This window comes from Paenarthrobacter sp. NEAU-H11 (assembly GCF_050573415.1).
GTDB lineage: Bacteria > Actinomycetota > Actinomycetes > Actinomycetales > Micrococcaceae > Arthrobacter.
This window is the reverse complement of the sequence record NZ_JBNZGA010000009.1, coordinates 1-20,183: the sequence shown is the minus strand read 5'-3', so window position 1 is coordinate 20,183 and position 20,183 is coordinate 1. Positions and strand designations below refer to the sequence as shown.

At 67.2% G+C, this 20,183-nt stretch carries 15 protein-coding genes and 1 pseudogene; 12 read left to right on the top strand and 4 right to left on the bottom strand.

Annotated features, from left to right (window positions below):
* Positions 1–9 precede the first annotated feature (9 nt).
* Entirely contained in the window at positions 10–633 is a 624-nt protein-coding gene (hxlA, locus tag ACQ3DC_RS12540) for a 3-hexulose-6-phosphate synthase (RefSeq protein ID WP_430752372.1), read from the bottom strand.
* Positions 634–681: 48 nt separating this feature from the next.
* A complete protein-coding gene (gene hxlB / locus ACQ3DC_RS12535; protein WP_321215006.1) occupies positions 682–1,299 on the bottom strand; it encodes a 6-phospho-3-hexuloisomerase in 618 nt (205 codons plus the stop codon).
* Positions 1,300–1,492: 193 nt separating this feature from the next.
* Between hxlB and ACQ3DC_RS12530 the strand changes: the two genes are divergently transcribed.
* Positions 1,493–2,716, top strand: coding sequence for a helix-turn-helix transcriptional regulator (locus ACQ3DC_RS12530; protein WP_321216323.1), 1,224 nt, complete (start codon positions 1,493–1,495; stop codon positions 2,714–2,716).
* Positions 2,717–2,808: 92 nt separating this feature from the next.
* Entirely contained in the window at positions 2,809–3,621 is an 813-nt protein-coding gene (locus tag ACQ3DC_RS12525; protein WP_157239871.1) for an IclR family transcriptional regulator, read from the top strand.
* Positions 3,622–3,646: 25 nt separating this feature from the next.
* On the opposite strand, the gene ACQ3DC_RS12520 is transcribed toward ACQ3DC_RS12525, so the two are convergent.
* Entirely contained in the window at positions 3,647–4,333 is a 687-nt protein-coding gene (locus ACQ3DC_RS12520) for a GntR family transcriptional regulator (protein WP_104996383.1), read from the bottom strand.
* A 107-nt stretch (positions 4,334–4,440) separates the two neighbouring features.
* Between ACQ3DC_RS12520 and ACQ3DC_RS12515 the strand changes: the two genes are divergently transcribed.
* From ACQ3DC_RS12515 to ACQ3DC_RS12500, 4 genes are read left to right on the top strand one after another with little or no spacing between them, the layout of a single operon-like run.
* Positions 4,441–5,199 carry a LamB/YcsF family protein gene (locus tag ACQ3DC_RS12515; RefSeq protein WP_430752371.1) on the top strand — a complete coding sequence of 253 codons (759 nt, stop codon included), beginning with the start codon at positions 4,441–4,443 and terminating at the stop codon, positions 5,197–5,199.
* A gap of 57 nt (positions 5,200–5,256) precedes the next feature.
* Positions 5,257–6,609, top strand: coding sequence for an MFS transporter (locus tag ACQ3DC_RS12510; protein ID WP_157239868.1), 1,353 nt, complete (start codon positions 5,257–5,259; stop codon positions 6,607–6,609).
* A gap of 15 nt (positions 6,610–6,624) precedes the next feature.
* Positions 6,625–8,343, top strand: coding sequence for a 5-oxoprolinase/urea amidolyase family protein (locus ACQ3DC_RS12505; protein WP_430752370.1), 1,719 nt, complete (start codon positions 6,625–6,627; stop codon positions 8,341–8,343).
* A gap of 7 nt (positions 8,344–8,350) precedes the next feature.
* Entirely contained in the window at positions 8,351–10,129 is a 1,779-nt protein-coding gene (locus ACQ3DC_RS12500; RefSeq protein ID WP_430752369.1) for a biotin carboxylase N-terminal domain-containing protein, read from the top strand.
* Between the two features lie 55 nt (positions 10,130–10,184).
* On the opposite strand, the gene ACQ3DC_RS12495 is transcribed toward ACQ3DC_RS12500, so the two are convergent.
* Positions 10,185–11,117 carry a LysR family transcriptional regulator gene (locus ACQ3DC_RS12495; protein WP_157239862.1) on the bottom strand — a complete coding sequence of 311 codons (933 nt, stop codon included), beginning with the start codon at positions 11,115–11,117 and terminating at the stop codon, positions 10,185–10,187.
* Between the two features lie 159 nt (positions 11,118–11,276).
* On the opposite strand from ACQ3DC_RS12495, the gene ACQ3DC_RS12490 reads away from it, so the two are divergent.
* The 6 genes and pseudogenes from ACQ3DC_RS12490 to ACQ3DC_RS12465 all read left to right on the top strand — a co-directional run.
* Positions 11,277–12,581, top strand: a complete 1,305-nt coding sequence (locus tag ACQ3DC_RS12490) for an aromatic ring-hydroxylating oxygenase subunit alpha (RefSeq protein ID WP_157239860.1) — start codon at positions 11,277–11,279, stop codon at positions 12,579–12,581.
* The gene (locus tag ACQ3DC_RS12485; protein ID WP_430752368.1) at positions 12,578–13,993 is read left to right on the top strand and encodes a ferredoxin reductase; all 1,416 of its coding nucleotides are present in this window, start codon (positions 12,578–12,580) and stop codon (positions 13,991–13,993) included. Before ACQ3DC_RS12490 ends, ACQ3DC_RS12485 begins: the two co-directional genes overlap by 4 nt.
* 262 nt (positions 13,994–14,255) lie before the next feature.
* Positions 14,256–16,232, top strand: coding sequence for a BCCT family transporter (locus tag ACQ3DC_RS12480; RefSeq protein WP_321215011.1), 1,977 nt, complete (start codon positions 14,256–14,258; stop codon positions 16,230–16,232).
* A gap of 9 nt (positions 16,233–16,241) precedes the next feature.
* Positions 16,242–17,219 (top strand): formyltetrahydrofolate deformylase, encoded by a 978-nt coding sequence (gene purU / locus ACQ3DC_RS12475; protein ID WP_157239856.1) that lies wholly within the window; start codon positions 16,242–16,244, stop codon positions 17,217–17,219.
* A 38-nt stretch (positions 17,220–17,257) separates the two neighbouring features.
* The gene (locus tag ACQ3DC_RS12470) at positions 17,258–19,765 is read left to right on the top strand and encodes a GcvT family protein (RefSeq protein ID WP_430752367.1); all 2,508 of its coding nucleotides are present in this window, start codon (positions 17,258–17,260) and stop codon (positions 19,763–19,765) included.
* Between the two features lie 94 nt (positions 19,766–19,859).
* A pseudogene (locus ACQ3DC_RS12465) lies at positions 19,860–20,183 on the top strand (HNH endonuclease signature motif containing protein); the annotation flags it as partial.

The window sequence follows — 20,183 nt, the reverse complement described above, 5'->3', positions numbered from 1 at the left end:
GGCAGGAAGCTAGCTGATCGCGGCCCGCAGTTCCTTGGCGGCGACGGCGGGATCGTCGGCGCTGTAGATGGAACCGCCGACGACGGCCACGTCGGCCCCGGCGCGCTGCACGGCTCCGATGGTGGACAGGTTCACGCCGCCGGCCACCGAGAACGGCACGCGGGCCTCTTCTCCTGCGCTCAGCAGCACGTCCAGGTTGTAGCCCGGCTTGGCCTGCTCATCCAGGCCGGCATGGAACTCGATGAACTTGGCGCCCAGGGCGCGGGCTTCCTGGGCGCGGGCCACCTTGTCCGCAACGCCGATCAGGTCCACCACGATGCCCTTGTTGTGCTCCGTGGCGGCCTTCACGGCGCCGGCAATGGTGGAGTCGTCGGCGCTGCCCAGGACGGACACCAGGTCCGCGCCCGCGGTGAAGGCGATTTCGGCCTCGAGCTCGCCGGCGTCCATGGTCTTCATGTCCGCGAAGACAATCTTGTCCGGGTGGGCGGTCTTAACGGCGGTCACGGCCGAGAGCCCGGCGTTCTTGATCAGCGGGGTGCCGAGCTCGATGATGTCCACGGACTCGGCGACTTTGCCGGCAAGGTCCAGGGCGGCTTCGACGGTGAGGACGTCCATTGCTACTTGCAGTTTCATGTTCTATCTCTTTCGGTTGTGAAACGGACTTGCGGGGGGAGAGGGGGCTTATTCGAGGTTCGCGTGCCGCTGCCAGAGGTCCTCCGGGGCGGCGGCGTCCTCGTCCCACAGGCTTTGGAACACCGCCTCCGTGGTGGCAAAAAGCACCTGCTCAAAGAGGCTCCCGGAGTACTGCCGGGTCACCGCCGAGCCGTGGTCCGCCTTCTGTGCAGCCGGAATGAGGACGACGGCGGCGGCAGCGGCCGCGAGCGGGGAACCAGCGCTGGTGGTGTAGGCGGCCACGCGGGCGCCTTGGGCGACAGCGGTTTCCGCCGCTGTCACCACGCCGGCGGTGGTGCCGGAACCCGAGGCTGCGAGCAGCAGGTCCCCGGCACGGATGGCCGGTGCCGTGGTTTCGCCCACCACATGCACCGTCAGCCCGAGGTGCATCAGCCGCATCGCCGCCATCTTCAGGACCAGGCCGCTGCGTCCGGCGCCGGTGACGAAGATCCTGTCGGCCAGCCGAAGCTCGGTCACCAGGGCTGCGATCTCTGCGGCGTCCACGTGCTGGGAGACCCTGCTGACCTCGTCCATGACCAGGGCCCGGTTGCGGTCAAAGGCCCGGGCTGTGCCGGTCAGGGCTGGATCAGCCGGGGCCGCCGGGTCTGTTGCGGCGATGGTGCCCATGCTCGTACCTCCTTGAACGTTGTGATCCTTCAATGCTCGCCCGTCCGTTGGGTGGGTCCAACGCCATGATTGGACGGTCCCGGCTACCCAAAGGGGTGGGTCTCCTGCGCCCGGCCCGTACACTGGGCAGGTGGAACGCGCCAACAACACTGCCTTGCTTGAAGCCGCCGCCGCCCTGGCCGCGGCTCCCCTTATGGACATCGCCCACCGGCTGCGGGCGGCCCTCAGCCCCTACTGGGAATCAAGCGCCCTGGTGATTTTCACGGAAGACTGCACCGGCCGGCCGCAGAAGAAGGCCGGTGCCGAGGCCATCATCAGCCGCGTGTCCATCGCGGAACTGGACGCCCTCCGCACCCTGCTCGCCGGTGACGGTTACGGGGCGGACGGCGCCGCCTGGCGCGGTGAAGCCGTGTTCGGCGGCGAACTGCGCCCGGTCCTCGCGGTTTCCTCGCCCAGCAATGCACTGCTGGTCCTCTCCGACCCGCAGCCCGGCCAGGCCTCCGGGACCGGGCCGGACCCGCAGTGGGTCCTGCACTACCTCTGGACGATGGCAGCCGAGCGGATCCGCGAGAAGGTGGCTGATGCGCCGCCGTCGTACCTCATCGAGTCCCGCGCGGCCTCGGCCGAGCGCCTGCGTGTGACCGCCGAACTGGTGGACCGGCATTCCACCACCCTGGAAACGCTGCTCGCCGCGCTGAGGTCGCCGGCGCTGGCCGACGCCGCCGCCAGGACGGCGGCAACCGACGTCGCGGCCAAGGCCCTGGTGGGACTCCGTACGCTCAGCGACCGCACCACGGACCTCGTGGAGGAGCCCGTTGCCTCCGCATTCCAGCGCCTGCGCGAGGACCTGCGCCCGCTGATGAACTTCAGCGGCATCGACGTCCAGTTCATCGAGCCGCCCGTTAACGGCCGGGCACTTCCCGGCGAGGTGGCGCACGCCGCCAGGGCGATCGTCCGCGGCCTGGTGCTGGCCATGGTGGACCAGCAGGGAGTGCGCCGGATCCGCACCCAGTGGGATTGCGACGGCGTGAACCTGCTGGTCAACGTGCGCGACGACGGTCCCGGCGAACTTTCCGCCACCGAACCCGCCGTGGCACGCCTCGTCCAGCGCGTGGAGGCGCTCAACGGCAGCATGGGTGTGGACGTCATGCCGGGCTGGGGCGCCGACGTGGCCGTCACCCTACCGCTCGACCCGCCCAGCCGCCCGCCGGCCGACATTGCCGGCTGGAACCTGGGGGACCGTGAGCTGGAGGTCCTCCAGCTCCTGGCGGTGGGCCAGCGGAACCGGGGCATTGCCGCAAAGCTCCACATCAGCGAGAACACCGTGAAGTTCCACCTCCGCAACCTCTACCGGAAGATCGGCGCCTCCTCCCGCACCGAAGCCATGGCGCTCGCGCACAGCAACGGCCTGCGCTGACCTCCAGTTCGCTGGCTGCCGTGCACCGGGTCCTCGTGCGGGAGTCCGGTGCGGTGATTTCCCGCTGCGCAGGCTACTTGAGAGTATTAGTCATGGCTTCCAACAACGATCGCGAACCCGACGCCGATACCGAGGCGGGCCAGCACGGCGGCGTCCAGTCCGTGGACCGTGCCCTCGCCGTCCTGGAGATCCTGGCGCGGGACGGCCACGCCGGGGTGAGCGACATCGCCGAGGAAATGGGCATCCACAAGTCAACCGTCTCGCGGCTCCTGGGTTCGCTGGTGAGCCGGGAAATGGTCCACCAGAACAGCGAGCGGGGAAAGTACCAGCTGGGCTTCGGCATCCTGCGGCTGGCCAGCTCCATTCCGGGGCGGCTCAGCCTGGTCCGCGAGGCCCGGCCCGTCCTCGAGGCCCTGGCGGAGGAATTCAAGGAGACGGTGAACCTGGCCGTCCTCCGCTCCAACTATGCCGTCAACGTGGACCAGGCGATGGGCCCGTCAACCCTGGCCACCTACGACTGGGTGGGAAACCTGACACCGCTGCACGCCACCTCGAGCGGCAAGGTGCTGCTGGCCGCGCTGCCGGCGGAAGACCGGGACCGCATCCTGAAGGAGACGGGACTCCCGGCGCGGACGCCCCGGACCATCACCAACCGGAAGGAACTCGAAACCCAGCTGATCGACGTCGCCCGCGAGGGCTACGGCGTGGTGCGGGAGGAGTTCGAGATCGGGCTGACTGCCGTTGCCGTTCCGGTCTACAACCACCTGGGCGCCGTGATCGGGGCCATCAGCATTTCCGGGCCGGCGTTCCGCTTTGATCCGGAAACGGCCCCGGGGCTTATCGAAGCACTGAAGCAGGGCGGGCTCCAGGTCAGCGCCAGGATGGGTTACACCGGGCGCCGGTGACTGGGCGCCGCTGCGGCGGCTTGATTCACTCCGGGTTGTCCCCGTGCACGTTGCTGAGGTTGTCCTCGGAGCGGTCCAGGTACGCCAGCAGGAGATCCGCGGCGCGGTCCAGTTCGCCGGACTCCAGCGCCGCGCAGATGGCCTCGTTGTCCGCCAAATAGTGCTGGTAGAACTGCGCGTCCACTGTGGCTTTGTGGAAGAACAGCCGCATTTCCGCCAGGACCTGGCTCATGATGCTGTTCAGCCGGGGGCTCCTGGCCATGGCAACAATGGCGCCGTGGAAATGCTGGTTTGCGGTACCCAGGGCTTCATTGTCTCCAGCCGCTGCGGCGCGTTTTCCTTCCTCGACGGCGGCCCGGACGGCGGCGACGTCTTCCGGACTCCCGCCCGCGCGCAGGGCGCTGACTTCGATGGCGCGGCGGACCGTGTAGACGTCATGGACATCCGCTGCCTCGAGGCTGGCCACAAAAACGCCCCGGTTGGGGTGCCGGACCACCAGCCGCTCGCTGGCCAGTTCCGCGAAGGCCTCCCGCACCGTGTTGCGTGAGACGCCCAGGTCCTCCGCGATGGTGGATTCGGTAAGGCGTGCCCCGGGAAGCAGGGCCCCCTCCGCCAGCTGCAGGCGGAGTTCGTCAGCCACCCGTTCCGCCACGGAGGGGACGGCCACCCGGAGGCGGCCTGCGGAGCGGAGTGTGGTCTCTTGAGCGGGCATACTTCAGAATTTACACGATCGTCACATCGTGGAATCGAAGGATTGTTGAACAATCCGTAGATTTAGGGCATCCTAGTAAAGACCGCTCAATGAGATGGAGATCACAAGTGGCAAGCATCGACCTGAACAGCGACGTTGGCGAATCGTTCGGACACTGGACGCTTGGCGACGATGCCGCCATGTTCCGTTCCGTCACCAGCGCCAACGTGGCCTGCGGATTCCACGCCGGCGATCCCAGCGTGATCCGCCGCACCTGCCGCGAGGCCACGGCCGCCGGCGTTGCCGTCGGTGCACACGTCGGCTACCGGGACCTCGCCGGTTTCGGCCGCCGCTTCCTCGACATCCAACCCAATGAACTGGCCGATGACGTGGTGTACCAGATCGGTGCCCTGCAGGCGCTGGCCGCCACCGAGGGAGCAAAGGTCCGTTACGTGAAGCCGCACGGCGGCCTTTACAACGCGATCATCCACCACACCGCCCAGGCGCAGGCCGTCGTCGACGCCGTGAAATCGGTTGACCCGGGCCTGCCGATCATGGGCCTTCCCGGTTCCGAAGTCCTGCGGCTTGCAGGGGAAGTGGGCCTGCGTGCGGTTCCCGAAGCGTTCGCGGACCGCGCGTACAACCCGGACGGAACGCTCGTCTCCCGGTCTGAACCGGAAGCGGTCCTTTCCGACCCCGCCGAAGTGGCGGAGCATGTATTACGGATGGCCACCGAGGGGTCCGTCAGGACCATCGACGGTTCCATCCTGAAGATCCGCGCGGAAAGCATCTGCGTGCACGGTGACTCGCCGGGGGCCGTAGCCATGGCCGCTGCAGTGAAGTCCGCTCTCGGGGACGCCGGTGTCAGCATCGGCTCGTTCCTCTAAACCTGTTCCCGGCCGCTCACCGGCCCCGCACCATCCCCTCACCCCCGGAGGAAAAACATGACCAGCACCAACAAGGCAGCAAGGACCGCGGCAAGGAAGCCGCCGCCCGGCGCGCTCAAGGCCTACATTGCCAGCCTCACCGGCACCTCGCTTGAGTACTACGACTTTGCCATCTACTCCGTCGCCTCTGCGCTGGTGTTCCCCAAGATCTTCTTTCCCTCAAATGACGAGTTCGTCGGGCTGCTGCTCTCCTTCTCGGCCTTCGCGGTGGGGTACCTGGCCCGTCCCATCGGCGGCGTGATCTTCGGCCGCCTCGGCGACAAGATCGGCCGCAAGTACGTCCTCGTGTTCACCCTGGTGCTGATCGGCGTCGCCACCGTCCTCATCGGTGCCCTGCCCGACTACTCGGTCATCGGCGTCGCAGCCCCCACCATCCTGGTGCTCCTGCGCCTGGCCCAGGGCATCGGCGTCGGCGGTGAATGGGGCGGTGCGGTCCTGCTGTCCAGCGAATTCGGCGATCCCAACAAGCGCGGTTTCTGGTCCTCGGCTGCGCAGATCGGCCCGCCGGCCGGCAACCTGATGGCCAACGGCGCCCTGGCGATCCTGGCGGCCACGCTCAGCACCGAGGCCTTCCTCTCCTGGGGCTGGCGCGTAGCCTTCCTCGCCTCGGCCATCCTGGTGGTCTTCGGCCTCGTGATCCGCCTCAAGCTGGAGGAAACCCCGGTCTTCAAGGCCATCCAGGCCAAAGGCGACCGCCCCAAGGCGCCCATCAAGGAAGTCTTCACCACCGAACCCCGGGCCCTGGTCTCGGCCGCCCTCTCGCGCCTCTGCCCCGACGTCCTCTACGCTCTGTTCACCGTGTTCGTGGCCGTCTACGCCACCAAGGAACTGGGCATGACCACGGGCAACGTGCTGGCGGCAATCCTCGTCGGATCCGCTTTCCAGCTCTTCCTGATCCCGGCCGCCGGCGCCCTCACCGACCGCCTCAACCGCCGCTGGGTGTACGGCGTTGCCGCCGCCGCAACCGCCGCCTACATTCCGCTGTTCTTCCTGATGATCCAGGGCAAATCGGTGGTGATGCTGACCATCGGCGTGGTGATCGGCCTGGCCCTGCACGCCTTTATGTACGGCCCGCAGGCCGCCTTCATCACCGAACAGTTTCCGGCCCGCCTCCGCTACGCCGGCAGCTCGCTGGCCTACACCCTGGCCGGCGTCATCGGCGGCGCCGTGGCCCCGCTGATCTTCACCGCCCTGTACGGCGCAGCATCCGGCGGCTGGCACCTGATCGCCGGGTACATCCTCCTGACGGCCATCATCACCATTGTGGGCATGCGCCTGGGCCGCGACCCGCAGCCCGAGGCCGACCTCCGCCTGCTCCACGACGGCCACGCCCAGGAGAGCCACGCCTGACCGGCGCGGATTGCCATGGAAACAGTCACCAACCCCGCCACTGCGCGCGTCCTCGCCGCCCGTGTTTTGGCCGTACGGCCGGTAGGCACGACGGCGGTGCTCGCCGAACTCTCCGGGCTCCACGACGTGCTGGCGCTGCAGGCCCTCCTGCTGGAGCATCCGCTGCCCGGCCAGGTGGAGGTCCTCGCGGCCGCCGAAACCGTGATGGTCAAGGCGGATTCGCCCCGGGCCGCACGGCGGATGGCGGCCCGGCTGCTGGAGCTGGACCTGGCGGTGCACGCGCAGCCGGAAGGCAGGCTCGTGGTCATCGAGGCCGTGTATGACGGCGAGGACCTCGCTGACGTGGGCAGGCTCACCGGCCTCGGTGCCGAGGGAGTGGTGGCGGCCCACACGGGGCAGGTCTGGACCGTGGCCTTCGGCGGCTTTGCCCCGGGCTTTGGATACATGGTGGGGGAGAACCAGCTGCTGGAAGTCCCGCGCCGGAGCTCCCCGCGGACTGCCGTCCCGGCCGGATCCGTGGCCCTTGCAGGCAACTATTCCGCCGTCTACCCCCGGCAGTCCCCGGGCGGCTGGCAGCTGATCGGCCGCACCGCCGCCCGGATGTGGGACCTGGCCCGCGAGCAGCCCGCCTTGGCTGCCCCCGGGGACCGGGTGCAGTTCCGGGCGGTGCGGGAACTCGTGGAACTTTCCGCCCCGGAGGCTGATGCCGCGAATTCCGAAGCACCGGCAGCCCGGGAACAGGCCGGCCGTTCCGGACTGCGGATCCTGTCGCCCGGGCTCCAAAGCCTGGTCCAGGACCTTGGCCGGCCCGGCTACGGCGGCCTCGGTGTTTCCGCAGCCGGTGCGCTGGACCGTTCCTCCCTGCGCCGCGCCAACCGCATCGTGGGCAACGAGCCAGCTGCCGCCGTCGTCGAAACCGTTGCCGGCGGCCTGCGCGTGCAGGCCGTGGGAGACCAGGTGCTGGCTGTCACCGGCGCGCCGGCGGCACTGACTGTTGCCACGCCGTCGGACGTTCCCGCCGGCCCCGAAGCTGCGGATGCGGACGACGCCGGCCTGCCGGAGCGGGTGCGCGAGGTGCCCATGGCCACGGCATTCGCCCTGCTGGACGGCGAAACCCTGACCCTTGGCGCGCCGGAACGGGGCTTCCGCACCTACCTTGCCATCCGGGGCGGCCTGGACGCCGAAGCCGTGCTCGGCAGCCGGTCCACGGACACCATGTCCGGGATCGGGCCTGCGCCGCTGGCCCCGGGGCAATTGCTTGCCGCCGGAGCCGCCACGTCCTCCAACGTGGTGGGAAATCCTGAGGTGCAGCCGGACTTCCCGGACACCGGGGTGACTGTCCTGGACGTCGTGCCCGGTCCTCGGGATGACTGGTTCGGCGCCGCCGCACTGGAATCGCTCTGCACCCAGGACTGGAGCGTCACGCCGCGCTCCAACCGGGTGGGCATGCGCCTGGACGGTGAGCCGCTCCAACGGAGCCGGGACGGGGAACTGGCCAGCGAGGGGACCGTTGCCGGCGCCATCCAGGTCCCGCCGGAAGGGCAGCCCGTGTTGTTCCTGGCGGACCACCCCATCACGGGCGGCTACCCCGTGATTGGCGTGGTGGTGGACCACCAGCTGGACCTCGCCGCCCAGGTGCCCATTGGCGGCCGCATCAGGTTCCGTTGGGCCCCCGGCTACGGCCTGCCCCTTGAACCGTCCAGCACTTCCCTCAACGTTTCCCAGAAAAAGTGAGCAGCACATGCGCAAGGTCCTGATTGCCAACCGCGGAGAAATCGCCGTCCGCATCGCCCGCGCCTGCGAGGACGCCGGCCTGGAGTCCGTCGCCGTGTACGCGGACGTCGACGCGGACGCCATGCACGTCGGCGCCGCCACGGAGGCCTACAGCCTGGGCGGCAACGCGCCGTCGGAAACCTACCTGGATATCCCCAAGCTGCTTGCTGTCGCCAAGGAGTCCGGAGCGGACGCGGTGCACCCGGGATACGGGTTCCTGTCAGAGAACGCCGACTTCGGCCAGGCCGTGCTGGACGCCGGCCTGACCTGGATCGGGCCGGCACCGGAGGCCATAAGGCTGCTGGGCAACAAGATCACGGCCCGCGAAATCGCCGTCCGGGCAGGCGCGCCCCTGGTGGCCGGCAGCGACGGGCCGGTGGCCTCGGCCGGCGAGGCACGTGCCTTCGCGGAAGAACACGGCCTGCCCATCGCCATCAAGGCAGCCTTCGGCGGCGGCGGACGCGGGCTCAAAGTGGTCCGTGAAATGGACCAGATCGAGGAAGCCTTCGACTCGGCGGTCCGGGAAGCGGTGGTGGCCTTCGGCCGCGGCGAGTGCTTCGTGGAGCGGTACCTGGACCGGCCCCGGCACGTGGAAGCGCAGGTCCTGGCGGACCGGCACGGCAACGTGGTGGTGGTGGGAACGCGCGACTGCTCCCTCCAGCGCCGGCACCAGAAGCTGGTGGAGGAGGCGCCCGCGCCCTTCCTCACCGAACAGCAGACCCGCCAGATTTACGCCGCCGCCAAGGCAGTCTGCCGCGAAGCCGCCTATACGGGGGCGGGGACGGTGGAATTCCTGGTGGCCGCCGACGGCACGGTGGCGTTCCTCGAGGTGAACACGCGCCTGCAGGTGGAACACCCCATCACCGAGGAGACCACCGGGGTCGACCTGGTCCAGGAGCAGTTGCGGATCGCTGCCGGTGAGCCCCTGCGCCTCGCGGCCGATCCCGAACCCCGCGGGCATTCGTTCGAATTCCGGCTCAACGCCGAGGATGTGGGGCGGGGGTTCCTGCCCTCGCCCGGAACCATCGCCACGTTCAGCGGCCCAACGGGTCCAGGCATCCGGCTGGATTCGGGAGTCCGGGCCGGGTCCATCGTTGCGCCGCAGTTCGATTCGCTGCTGGCCAAGCTGATCGTCACCGGCGCCGACAGGCAGCAGGCGCTCCGCCGGGCCCGCCGTGCGCTGGCGGAAATGGAAATCACCGGCGTGGCAACCGTGCTGCCGTTCCACCGGGCCGTCGTCCAGGCGCCGGACTTCACCTCGGAAACCGCGCTTCGCATCCACACCCGGTGGATCGAAACGGACTTCGCGGGATCCATCCCGGCGGATCCCGGGTTCAGCACAACCGCTCCGGACGGTGCCCGGCGCACCATCACCGTCGATGTCGACGGCCGGCGCCTCGCCGTCGGCCTTCCCGCGGCCCTGCTGGACGGCTGGGCACGTTCCGGCGCCGGCCTGCCTGCAGGCGTTTCGCCGGCCGGGCATTCTTCGGAGGGGGAGCGCGACGGCGGCGCCGCGGCTCCCATTGTGGACCCCAGTGAGCTGCGGGCCGACATGGCGGGGACCGTGGTGAAGTGGCTCGTGGAACCGGGTGCCGAAGTGGCGGCGGGGGACCCCGTCGTCGTCCTTGAGGCCATGAAGATGGAAACCCAGGTTGCCGCCCACCGCGGCGGCACCGTCACGGAGATCCGGGCGAAAGCAGGCGGCGTAGTGAGTGCCGGGGCAGTCCTGGCGACGATCGCGGGTTAACCGGGAAACGAACGCGGAACCGTGGGGCCAACCGGCGGCTGTGCTTTCGCAGCGCTCAGAGATTCTCTTCGGGCCGGGCGGTGAGGATCCGATTGGCGTTGACCTGCAGGATGCCGAGCGACTCCTGGATCAGGGGTGAGGCGATGCTGCCCCTGCGCACCGCTGCGACAATGCGGCGCGTGGGCTTCGTTTGACCGGTGATGCGTAGCCGGACCACGTTTTCGGCACCATGCAAAGGCGCCAGCCGGGGCAGCAGGCCGACGCCCAGCCCCGCACCCACGAATGCGATGTGGGTTTCCCATTCAACGGCTTCATGGGCAATCCGCGGTGTCACCCCGACTGCCGTGAACGCCGCGGTGAAGAGGGAATGATAGGTGGAACCGGCGGACTCCGTGATCCAGGGTTCCGATGCCAGCTCTTCAAGCGTCGCTGTTTGGCGTGATGCCAGCGGATGGTCACCGGGAATGATCACGTCCAGCGGATCGTCGAGCAGGACTCTCTGCTCGAAGCGCGGATCGTCCTCACCGTAACTGTCGGACTGCATGGCGACGATAACTGCAAGGTCGATTCGTTCCGCAATCAACAAGTCGAAGCAGCGGGCCGGATCAGCCTCAAGGACCTGCACCTCCAGCAGGGGGTGTGTTGAGCGCAGCGTGGCGGCCAGCGGTGCGAGCAACTGGGCGGCTGCAGAGGAGAATCCGCCGAGGCCAAAGTGGCTCTGCACCTGGTCGCCGGCCTCCATGGCTGCGGCGCGCAGGCTCTCCCATTGGGCAATGAGGGGATCCGAGCCCGCCACGAGAAAGCGTCCCGTGGCGGTAAGCCGCACGCCCCGGCCGTCCTTCGCCAGCAGCTGCATTCCCAGCACGCGCTGCAGTTCCCGCAATTGCGCGGAGACGGCAGATGGAGAATAGCCCGTGAGCTCCGCGGTCCCGCCTATTGTGCCGCACCGGGCGAACACGCGAAGTGTGATGAGCCTCGGATCGATCATGCATCTATTCTGCATGGTTATCTTCAAAATCTTGCGCTTTTGTTGCAGCTGATGTGTCCCTAATCTCATCATTACAAGTTCTTCGACCAGGCCGTTAGCACCCGCGCACCCGTGGTCACCCCGCAACACCCACTACCCATGCCTCCCGGGAGGAAACCCATGACTGCTTCAGTGAACGTGCCCCTCAATTCACGCGGAAGACTCGCTGCATCATTGCCTGCCGAGCAGCTGGCGGAAATTACCGCGTTGTTTGAGTTCCGGCGCACTGGATACTCCCTCGATGCCCCCTTCTACACCGATCCCTCGATCTTCAAAATCGACATGGAGGCCATCTTCGGCCAGCACTGGATCTTTGCCGCCAGCACCGCCGAACTGCCGGAGCCGGGCGACTACGTCACGGTCGACTATGGGCCCTACTCCCTGATTGTGCTGCGCAACGACGACGGTGCCGTGAACGTCCTGCATAACGTATGCCGGCACCGCGGCGCCCGCGTTCTCACCGAGGCTGCCGGTTCAACCGGAAACCTGGTCTGCGGCTACCACTCCTGGACCTACTCGCCGGAGGGCAATTTGATCCATGCCTCCGCCCCGGGGGAAACGAAGTTCGACAAGAGCTGCTTCGGCCTCAAGCGCGCCCACGGACGCGAGGTCGCCGGACTCATTTTCGTCTGCATTGCGGATGAACCGCCGGCGGACTTTGACGAGACCTCAAAGATCTTTGAGCCCTACCTGGCGCCCCACGATCTCTCGAAGACAAAAATCGCCTACCAGCAGAACATCATTGAAGAGGGCAACTGGAAGCTCGTCATGGAGAACAACCGTGAGTGCTACCACTGCGACGGCCACCCTGAGCTCGCCTGCTCCCTCTTCCCCACCTGGGGCCTGACGGAAGGCCTGATCCCGCCCCATCTTGAGGAAGTGTGGGACCGGAACAAGGAGGCCCAGTCCTCCCTTGAGGAGCGTTGCCGCCGCTACGGCCTTCCCTACGAGGTGGTCGAGCAGCTTGACACGCGCATCGCGGGAATCCGCATCTCACGGGAATCGCTCGATGGAGAGGGCGAATCGTTCTCCGCGGACGGTCGGAGGCTTTCCAAGAAGCTGCTGGGTGACTTGCCCGACTTCCGCCTTGGCCGCTGCTCGATGCACCTGCAGCCCAACAGCTGGTTCCATTTCCTCGGCGACCACGTCATCACGTTCGCTGTCTTCCCCATCAACGAACACCAGAGCCTCGTACGCACCACCTGGCTGGTGGCCGACGACGCAGTGGAAGGCGTCGACTACGACCTGGAGAAGCTCACCCACACCTGGAAGCAGACGAACCTGCAGGACAAGGCGTTCGTGGAGCTGTGCCAGCAGGGCGCCGGCAGTCCCGCCTACGAGCCCGGGCCCTACATGAAGAGCGAATACCAGGTCGAGGCATTCATCAACTGGTACGTGCAGCGCGTGCAGGAGCACTTGGCGTGATTGAACTCCTCACTGAAACGGCAATCCAGGAACCACAGCGTATTCGCGGTCTTGAGATGCCGTGGAACAGGGTGATGGGAAACACCGAAACACCCGCCCGGGCAGCCCGTGCACTGGGTCCATGGCATCCGCAGGAGTTCATGGCCGAATGCGTCGAGACCGTTCCCGAGGCCGGCGCCATGATGACCTTCGTGTTCCGCCGATGCGACGGCGCGCCTTTGGCGTTCCGTGCCGGCCAGTACGTGAACGTCGCATTTCCCGTGAATGGCGAGGACCAGGAGCCGGTGGACCGCAGCTACTCGCTGTCCAGCTCGCCCACCGAGCCGTGGACCTTCAGCATCACCGTCAAGTGCGACCCCACGGGACTGGTCTCGCCCTGGGTGCACGAGAACGTCAAACCCGGCACCGTTCTTGAGATGCTGGGACCGGTGGGAGCATTCCACCTCCCGGATGCCGACCGACGTGCACGGTATCTCCTGCTTGCCGCCGGCGCAGGCATCACGCCCATCATGTCCATGGTGCGGACCATCCATTCCCTGCCCGGACACGCCGATGTTGTGGTGCTCTACCACGGCTCGGATCCTGGAGGCTTTGCCTTCCACCGGGAATTGGCCTATATCGCCTCCGTGGACTCGCGCGTCAAGGTCTACTACTCCCTCGGTGACCGCAGCGTGCCGGAGGGATGGGAAGGGCTCCGTGGAAGGCTGACGGCGGCCACGCTCGAGGAGGTGGCCCCCGACGCCAACGGCCGCCAGGTGTACGCATGTGGTCCCGAGGGTTACCTGAACACGGCCACCGAGCTGCTCAAGAAGGTCGGCGTCGACGACACTTCCATTTACATGGAGTTCTTCTCGGGAGACCGCCAGACGCTCCTTGAATACCAGGCGGAGGTAGCACTTGCAGCCGACGTCGCGGAGGAAATCGCCGAGGAGATCTCCGAATCCGCCGAGGACTACTTTGAAAGCCAGCCCGCCGCGTTCGGGCTCTACGAGCCTGGCTACGACGCTGACGGGACTCTGCAGGCCTCCGGCATGCCGCTGGAAATCGCCGACCTGGACACGCCCGGCTCCGACCCCTCCGCCGACAGCCCGGGCGGTGAGCCGGAAGCCGGTTCCCCTGATGCCTCGAGCTTCGACACGGTGGGAACAGGCAGCCTCACCATGTCCTTCATGCGTACCGGCATCAATGTGCGGATCGACCCCACCGAGCGCATCCTCGAGGTGGCCCAGCGTGCGGGCGTCAGGATCGGCGCGAACTGCAAGGAAGGCATGTGCGGCTCCTGCAAGGTCGTCAAGCTTTCAGGGGAGATCGAGATGAACCACCAGGGCGGGATCCGGGCGCGGGAAATCTCTGCGGGTAAGTTCCTGCCCTGCTGCTCCACCGCGCAGACGGACCTGGTGATCGATGCCTGACCCCCTGTTCCGGCCCGCTGTCAAGGCGTGGCCGGAACCCCTGAAATAGGGCTTAAGACTTCAGAAAAACCTTGACACGCGGCCGCTATGCAGGCCACTCTGTTGCTTATCGCGAGACGTGTTGATCTTTACGGAACAACTGCCGCGATGGAAGCAAAGCTGACCTTGATGACCGAATGCCAGGAAGACCCCGATCTTCCGCCCGGCTTGGGGACGCCGGAGTACAGCGTCAAAACCGAGAATTCAAACCAAAGGACTTGACATGGCTTTGAGCAGCGACATCCGCCCGGATGCCCAACCCCCTCTCGAGATGGAAGAGCCCAAACCCGTTCCCGCACCGGAGCACGCTCCTTCCGCCCACGACTCACACGACGCGGAGGACACCGAACAAATCATGCAGGAACTCCGCCAGACCAGGGCCGAACAGGCTGTGGCAGAACGGCGGAACCGTAAGCTCACCCTCGACAAGGCCACCTTCGGCATCACCGGTGTCCTCGCCCTGGCCTTTGTGGCCTGGGGCTTCCTGGGCCGGGACAGCCTGGCCGCCACCTCAACACTCGCCCTGGGCTGGGTCATGGAGTACACCGGCTGGCTCTTTATGGTCCTGGCCTCGTTGTTCGTTGTGTTCGTCCTCTGGCTGGCCCTGGGCAAGTGGGGCAATATTCCCCTCGGCAAGGACGGCGAAAAGCCCGAGTTCCGCACCGTTTCATGGATCGCCATGATGTTCGCTGCCGGTATGGGCATCGGCCTGATGTTCTACGGCGTTGCCGAACCGCTCTACCACTACATTGCGCCGCCGCCCGGCACCGTGGACGGACGGACCCCCGCAGCCATCCAGACGGCCATGGCCACCTCCATCTTCCACTGGACGCTCCACCCGTGGGCGATGTATGCCGTCGTTGGCATCGCCATGGCCTACGGCACATACCGCCTGGGCCGCCGGCAGCTGATCTCGGCAGCGTTCACGTCGCTGTTCGGCATCAGGACGGTAGAAGGCCCGGTGGGCAAGTTCATCAACATCCTGGCGATCTTTGCCACGCTGTTTGGCACGGCCGCGTCCCTGGGCCTCGGCGCACTCCAGATCGGCAGCGGACTGACATCCAACGGGTGGATCGGCGAGATCGGCACACCTGTACTGGTGGCCATCGTTGCCATCCTGACCGCCTGCTTCGTCGCCTCGGCAGTGTCCGGCATCAGCCGCGGCATCCAGTGGCTGTCCAACATCAACATGGTCCTCGCCGTGATCCTGGCGCTGATCGTCTTCGTGGCCGGACCCACCCTGTTCATCCTCAACCTCATTCCGGCTGCAGTAGGCGACTACGCCAGGGACCTGGCCGAAATGTCCTCGCGGACCGAAGCAGTGGGGGACGAGGCGCTGCGCACCTGGATGTCCGGCTGGACCATCTTCTACTGGGCCTGGTGGGTTTCCTGGACGCCGTTCGTGGGCATGTTCATCGCCAGGATCAGCCGAGGACGCACCATCCGGCAGTTCGTCACCGGCGTCCTGCTGGTTCCCAGCATCGTGAGCGTCATCTGGTTCGGGATCTTTGGCGGCACGGCGTTCAAGGTCCAGGAAGACGCGGACAAGGCCGGCACCCCGGGCCTGGTGTCCATGGCCAGCGGTTCACCGTCCATCGACTTCGACGGAGCCCTGTTCGACCTGGTCCGGAACATGTCCATGCCTGCCTGGCTGACCACAGCCGTTATTGTCCTCGCCATGGTCCTGGTGGCCATCTTCTTCATCACCGGTGCCGACTCGGCGTCGATCATCATGGCGTCCCTGAGCTCCAACGGATCCTCCGACCCGAAGCGCGGGCTCGTCATCTTCTGGGGCCTGCTCACCGGCGCAGTCGCCGCCGTGATGATGCTGGCCGGTGGTGATGAGCCCTCCGAGGCGCTGTCCGGCCTGCAACGCATCACCATCGTGGCCGCCCTGCCGTTCGTGCTGGTCATGCTGCTGCTCTGTGTGGCCCTGGTCAAGGACCTGCGGCGGGACCCGCTGTCCCTGCGGCGGCGGCTGGCTGACTCCGTAGTTGAGCGCGCCATCCGTACGGGCGTTGACCAGCATGGCGGCGTCCAGTTCGACCTCGTCACCAAGCATGAATGCGGCGAACGCTGCCCGGACGGCACGTGCCGGGGAGACAGTCCAGGCAGTGATGCAGCCAGCAGCGATTCCCCGAAAGCGGGCTCCACCAACGGTGAACCCGCTGACGCCATCAAACCGGCACCCACACTTTAGGAGCACACCATGACCATCGTTATCGAGAACATCCCGTCAGGCACCGCCGCTGTCGGCGCCCCTGCCAGCAGCACCGCCGCAGCCGCCGCAGCCACGGCGGGCCCCACCACGCGCCAGGCCCAGTTCGTCCTTACCCTGTCCTGCCCGGAGCAGCCCGGCATCGTCCGGGCAGTCACGGCCTTCCTGGCGGACCGCGGCTTCGACATCGTGGAGCACCAGCAGTTCGACGACCACGTCAGCGGCAAGCTCTACCTCCGCACGGCCTTCACCCTTGGCTCCGACATCCACCAGGAGAACGGGCTCAACCACCAGGACGTGGAAGGCCTCAGCTCGGCCTTTGCGCCCATCGCCGCTGAGTTCGCCATGGACTTCACCATCAACGACGGCAGGCCGCAGCGGCTCCTGGTGATGGTCTCGAAGTTCGGCCACTGCCTTAACGACCTCATCTTCCGGTGGCAGGCCGGGAGCCTTGGCGCGGAGATCGCCGTCGTGGTTTCCAACCACGAGGACCTGCGTCCCATGGCGGAAGCCGCCGGACTGCCCTTCATCCACGTCCCGGTGACGTCGGCCACCAAACCCGAGGCCGAGGCCCGGCTCCTGGAACTGGTGGCCGAGTACAACGCGGACCTGGTGGTCCTGGCCCGCTACATGCAGGTCCTTTCCAACGATCTGTGCGAAAGCCTCCGTGGCCGCGCCATCAACATCCACCACTCCTTCCTGCCCGGCTTCAAGGGCGCCAAGCCGTACCACCAGGCCTATGACCGCGGCGTGAAGCTCGTCGGAGCCACCGCCCACTACGTGACGGCAGACCTTGATGAGGGACCCATCATCGAGCAGGAGGTGTTCCGGGTGGACCACAGCCTCGACGCGGACGCCCTGGTGACCGTGGGCCGCGACGCCGAAACACAGGCGCTGGCCCGGGCCGTCAAATGGCACTGCCAGCACCGGGTCCTGCTCAACAACACCCGCACCGTCGTCTTCCGCTAACGCCAACGCCCGCCAAGCTAACAGGAGAAACAAGACCCATGAGCGCATCACCACGCGTTGTCATCATCGGCGCCGGCATTGTCGGAACCAACCTTGCCGACGAACTCGCCACCCGCGGCTGGACCAACATCACGGTGGTGGAACAGGGCCCGCTGGAACTTGCCGGCGGCTCCACGTCGCACGCGCCGGGCCTGGTGTTCCAGAACAACCCGTCACGGACCATGACCGAATTCGCCACCTACACGGTGAACAAGCTGCTGGCCCTGAGCAAGGACGGCCAGTCCTGCTTCAACCAGGTGGGCGGCCTGGAACTGGCAACCACCCCCGAGCGCCTGGCCGACCTCAAGCGCAAGATGGGCGTGATGACCTCCTGGGGCGTCGAAAGCAGGATCGTCGACGCCGACGAATGCGAAAAGATCTACCCCCTCCTGAACACGGGCAAGCTCACCGGCGGCCGCGAAGTCCTGGGCGGCCTGCTCATCCCCACCGACGGCCTGGCACTGGCCGCCCGTGCGGTGCAGCTGCTGATCGAACGCTCCAGCGAGCGTGGCGTGACCTTCCTCGGCTCCACTACGGTGACCGGCATCGCCCGGGAGGGCGGCAAGGTGACCGGCGTCGAAACCGGCAACGGACTGATCCCGGCGGACATCGTGGTGTCCTGCGCAGGTTTCTGGGGCCGTGAACTCGGCAAGATGGTGGGCCTGGAAGTCCCGCTGCTGCCGCTGGCCCACCAGTACGCCATCAGCACCCCGCTGCCCGAACTCGAGGGCGTCAACGAGCTTCCCAAGGGCGCCGGCAAGCCCATCCTGCGCTACCAGGACAAGGACCTGTACTACCGGGAATGGGGCGATCGCATCGGCATCGGCAGCTACGCCCACCGCCCCATGCCGGTGGACATGTCCGCCCTGCCGAAGGTCGCCGCAGAGGAAATGTCGGACCACCGCATGCCCTCCCGCCTGGAGTTCACCCTGGAAGACTTCCTGCCCGCCTGGGAGGACAGCCAGGACCTGCTGCCGGCGCTGCGCAGCTCAGCGATCCAGGACGGCTTCAACGGCATCTTCTCCTTCACCCCGGACGGCGGCCCGCTCATGGGCGAGGCGCCCGAGCTCTCCGGCTTCTTCGTGGCCGAAGCCGTCTGGGTCACGCACTCGGCCGGCGTGGCCAAGGCAATGGCGGAGCTGCTGGTGGAAGGCCGGTCCCGCACGGACCTGCACGGCTGCGAGCTCACCCGCTTCGAAAAGGTCCAGACCTCCGATGCGTACGTCAGCGAGACATCCCAGCAGAACTTCGTGGAGATCTACGACGTGATGCACCCGCTGCAGCCCAGGGAATCTCCGCGGGACCTGCGCGTGAGCCCGTTCAACGTCCGCCAGAAGGAACTGGGAGCGTTCTTCCTGGAGTCCGCCGGCTGGGAGCGGCCGCACTGGTTCGAGGCCAACCGCGGCCTGCTCGAGGAGCTGCCGGCCGAGTGGCAGGCGCCGGAGCGGGACTCCTGGTCCGCCATGTTCTCGTCCCCCATCTCGGCGGCCGAGGCGTGGAAGACGCGTACCGCCGTCGCGCTTTTCGACATGACGCCGCTGAAGCGGCTGTCCGTGGTGGGCCCGGGCGCGCAGGCGCTGCTGCACCGGCTCAGCACCGGCAACATTGCCAAAAAACTGGGCGCAGTCACGTACTGCCTGCTGCTGGAGCACGACGGCGGCATCCGCAGTGACGTGACCGTCGCGCGGCTGGCGGAGGAGGATTTCCAGCTGGGCGTGAACAGCAACGTGGACTTCGACTACCTCCGGGTGGAGGCCCGGAAGCAGTCCGCTGCCGATCCAAGCCAGTGGGTGCATGTCTCCGACATCACCGGCAGCACCTGCTGCATCGGGCTGTGGGGCCCGCTGGCGCGCGAAGTGATCGGCAAGGTCAGCTCGGATGACCTCACCAACGACGGCCTGAAGTACTTCCGCACCAAGGAAATCTCCGTGGGCGGCATCCCGGTGACAGCCATGCGGCTCTCCTACGTGGGCGAACTCGGCTGGGAACTCTACACCACCGCCGAGTACGGGCTGAAGCTCTGGGACCTGCTGTTCGAGGCGGGCCGGGAGCACGGCATCATCGCCGCCGGCCGGGGGGCGTTCAACAGCATGCGGCTGGAGAAGGGGTACCGGCTGTGGGGCACGGACATGACGTCCGAACACCACCCCTACGAGTCCGGCCTGGGCTTCTCGGTGGCCAAGGACAAGACCGGTTTCGTGGGTTGTGAGGCTCTCGCCGCCCGCAAAGAGCAGCCCGCCACGCGGGCGCTGCGCTGCCTGACGGTCGACGACGGCACGTCCATCGTGCTGGGCAAGGAACCGGTGTACGCGGACGGTGCTGCGGTTGGTTACGTCACGAGCGCCGCCTACGGCTACACCGTCCGCAGGCCGATCGCCTACGCTTGGCTGCCGGCGTCGGTATCCGAGGGCGACTCGGTGGAGATTGAGTACTTCGGCAAGCGCATCGCAGCCACCGTCACCCCCGAACCGCTCTTCGACCCGGGCATGGAGCGCCTCCGCGGCTAACCGTTCGCGGGAGGGTACGACATTTGCCCCTGGGCTCCCGTCCTCAGGTCGAGGCCCGCGGTTAAATGTCGTACCCTCCCGCGATGATTTTGGTATGGGGAAAGCGGCGGTGGCGAAGGCGTTTGCGGACATGAATGCCGCTCTTGCCGTGCTCATTGCCGAGGCGGACGGGTGCGGTTCGGAGCCGTTTTCCGCTGCTGATCCGCTGGCCGGGCTGGCCGACGGGTGCCTGGACATCCTTGCCGGGGCCGCCGGGGTCCAGGCCAGGGTGGCGGGGCTGGTGGTCAGCGCTGCAGGGACTTACGCCGCCACCGCACGGGCGGCCGCCCCGCCGGACCCGCCCGTGCAGGCGCTTGAAAGGGCTATCGCCGCCGAGATCAGCTGTGTCATGGCCATCGGTGACCGGGCCGCCGGAGCC

Excerpts from the sequence above, each read along its gene's own strand:
- ACQ3DC_RS12525 (WP_157239871.1), top strand. The coding sequence starts at position 2,809 with ATGGCTTCCAACAACGATCGCGAACCCGACGCCGATACCGAGGCGGGC.
- ACQ3DC_RS12520 (WP_104996383.1), bottom strand. The coding sequence starts at position 4,333 with ATGCCCGCTCAAGAGACCACACTCCGCTCCGCAGGCCGCCTCCGGGTG.
- ACQ3DC_RS12505 (WP_430752370.1), top strand. The coding sequence starts at position 6,625 with ATGGAAACAGTCACCAACCCCGCCACTGCGCGCGTCCTCGCCGCCCGT.
- ACQ3DC_RS12500 (WP_430752369.1), top strand. The coding sequence starts at position 8,351 with ATGCGCAAGGTCCTGATTGCCAACCGCGGAGAAATCGCCGTCCGCATC.
- purU (WP_157239856.1), top strand. The coding sequence starts at position 16,242 with ATGACCATCGTTATCGAGAACATCCCGTCAGGCACCGCCGCTGTCGGC.
- ACQ3DC_RS12530 (WP_321216323.1), top strand. The coding sequence starts at position 1,493 with ATGGACATCGCCCACCGGCTGCGGGCGGCCCTCAGCCCCTACTGGGAA.
- ACQ3DC_RS12495 (WP_157239862.1), bottom strand. The coding sequence starts at position 11,117 with ATGATCGATCCGAGGCTCATCACACTTCGCGTGTTCGCCCGGTGCGGC.
- hxlB (WP_321215006.1), bottom strand. The coding sequence starts at position 1,299 with ATGGGCACCATCGCCGCAACAGACCCGGCGGCCCCGGCTGATCCAGCC.
- ACQ3DC_RS12510 (WP_157239868.1), top strand. The coding sequence starts at position 5,257 with ATGACCAGCACCAACAAGGCAGCAAGGACCGCGGCAAGGAAGCCGCCG.
- ACQ3DC_RS12490 (WP_157239860.1), top strand. The coding sequence starts at position 11,277 with ATGACTGCTTCAGTGAACGTGCCCCTCAATTCACGCGGAAGACTCGCT.
- ACQ3DC_RS12480 (WP_321215011.1), top strand. The coding sequence starts at position 14,256 with ATGGCTTTGAGCAGCGACATCCGCCCGGATGCCCAACCCCCTCTCGAG.
- ACQ3DC_RS12470 (WP_430752367.1), top strand. The coding sequence starts at position 17,258 with ATGAGCGCATCACCACGCGTTGTCATCATCGGCGCCGGCATTGTCGGA.
- hxlA (WP_430752372.1), bottom strand. The coding sequence starts at position 633 with ATGAAACTGCAAGTAGCAATGGACGTCCTCACCGTCGAAGCCGCCCTG.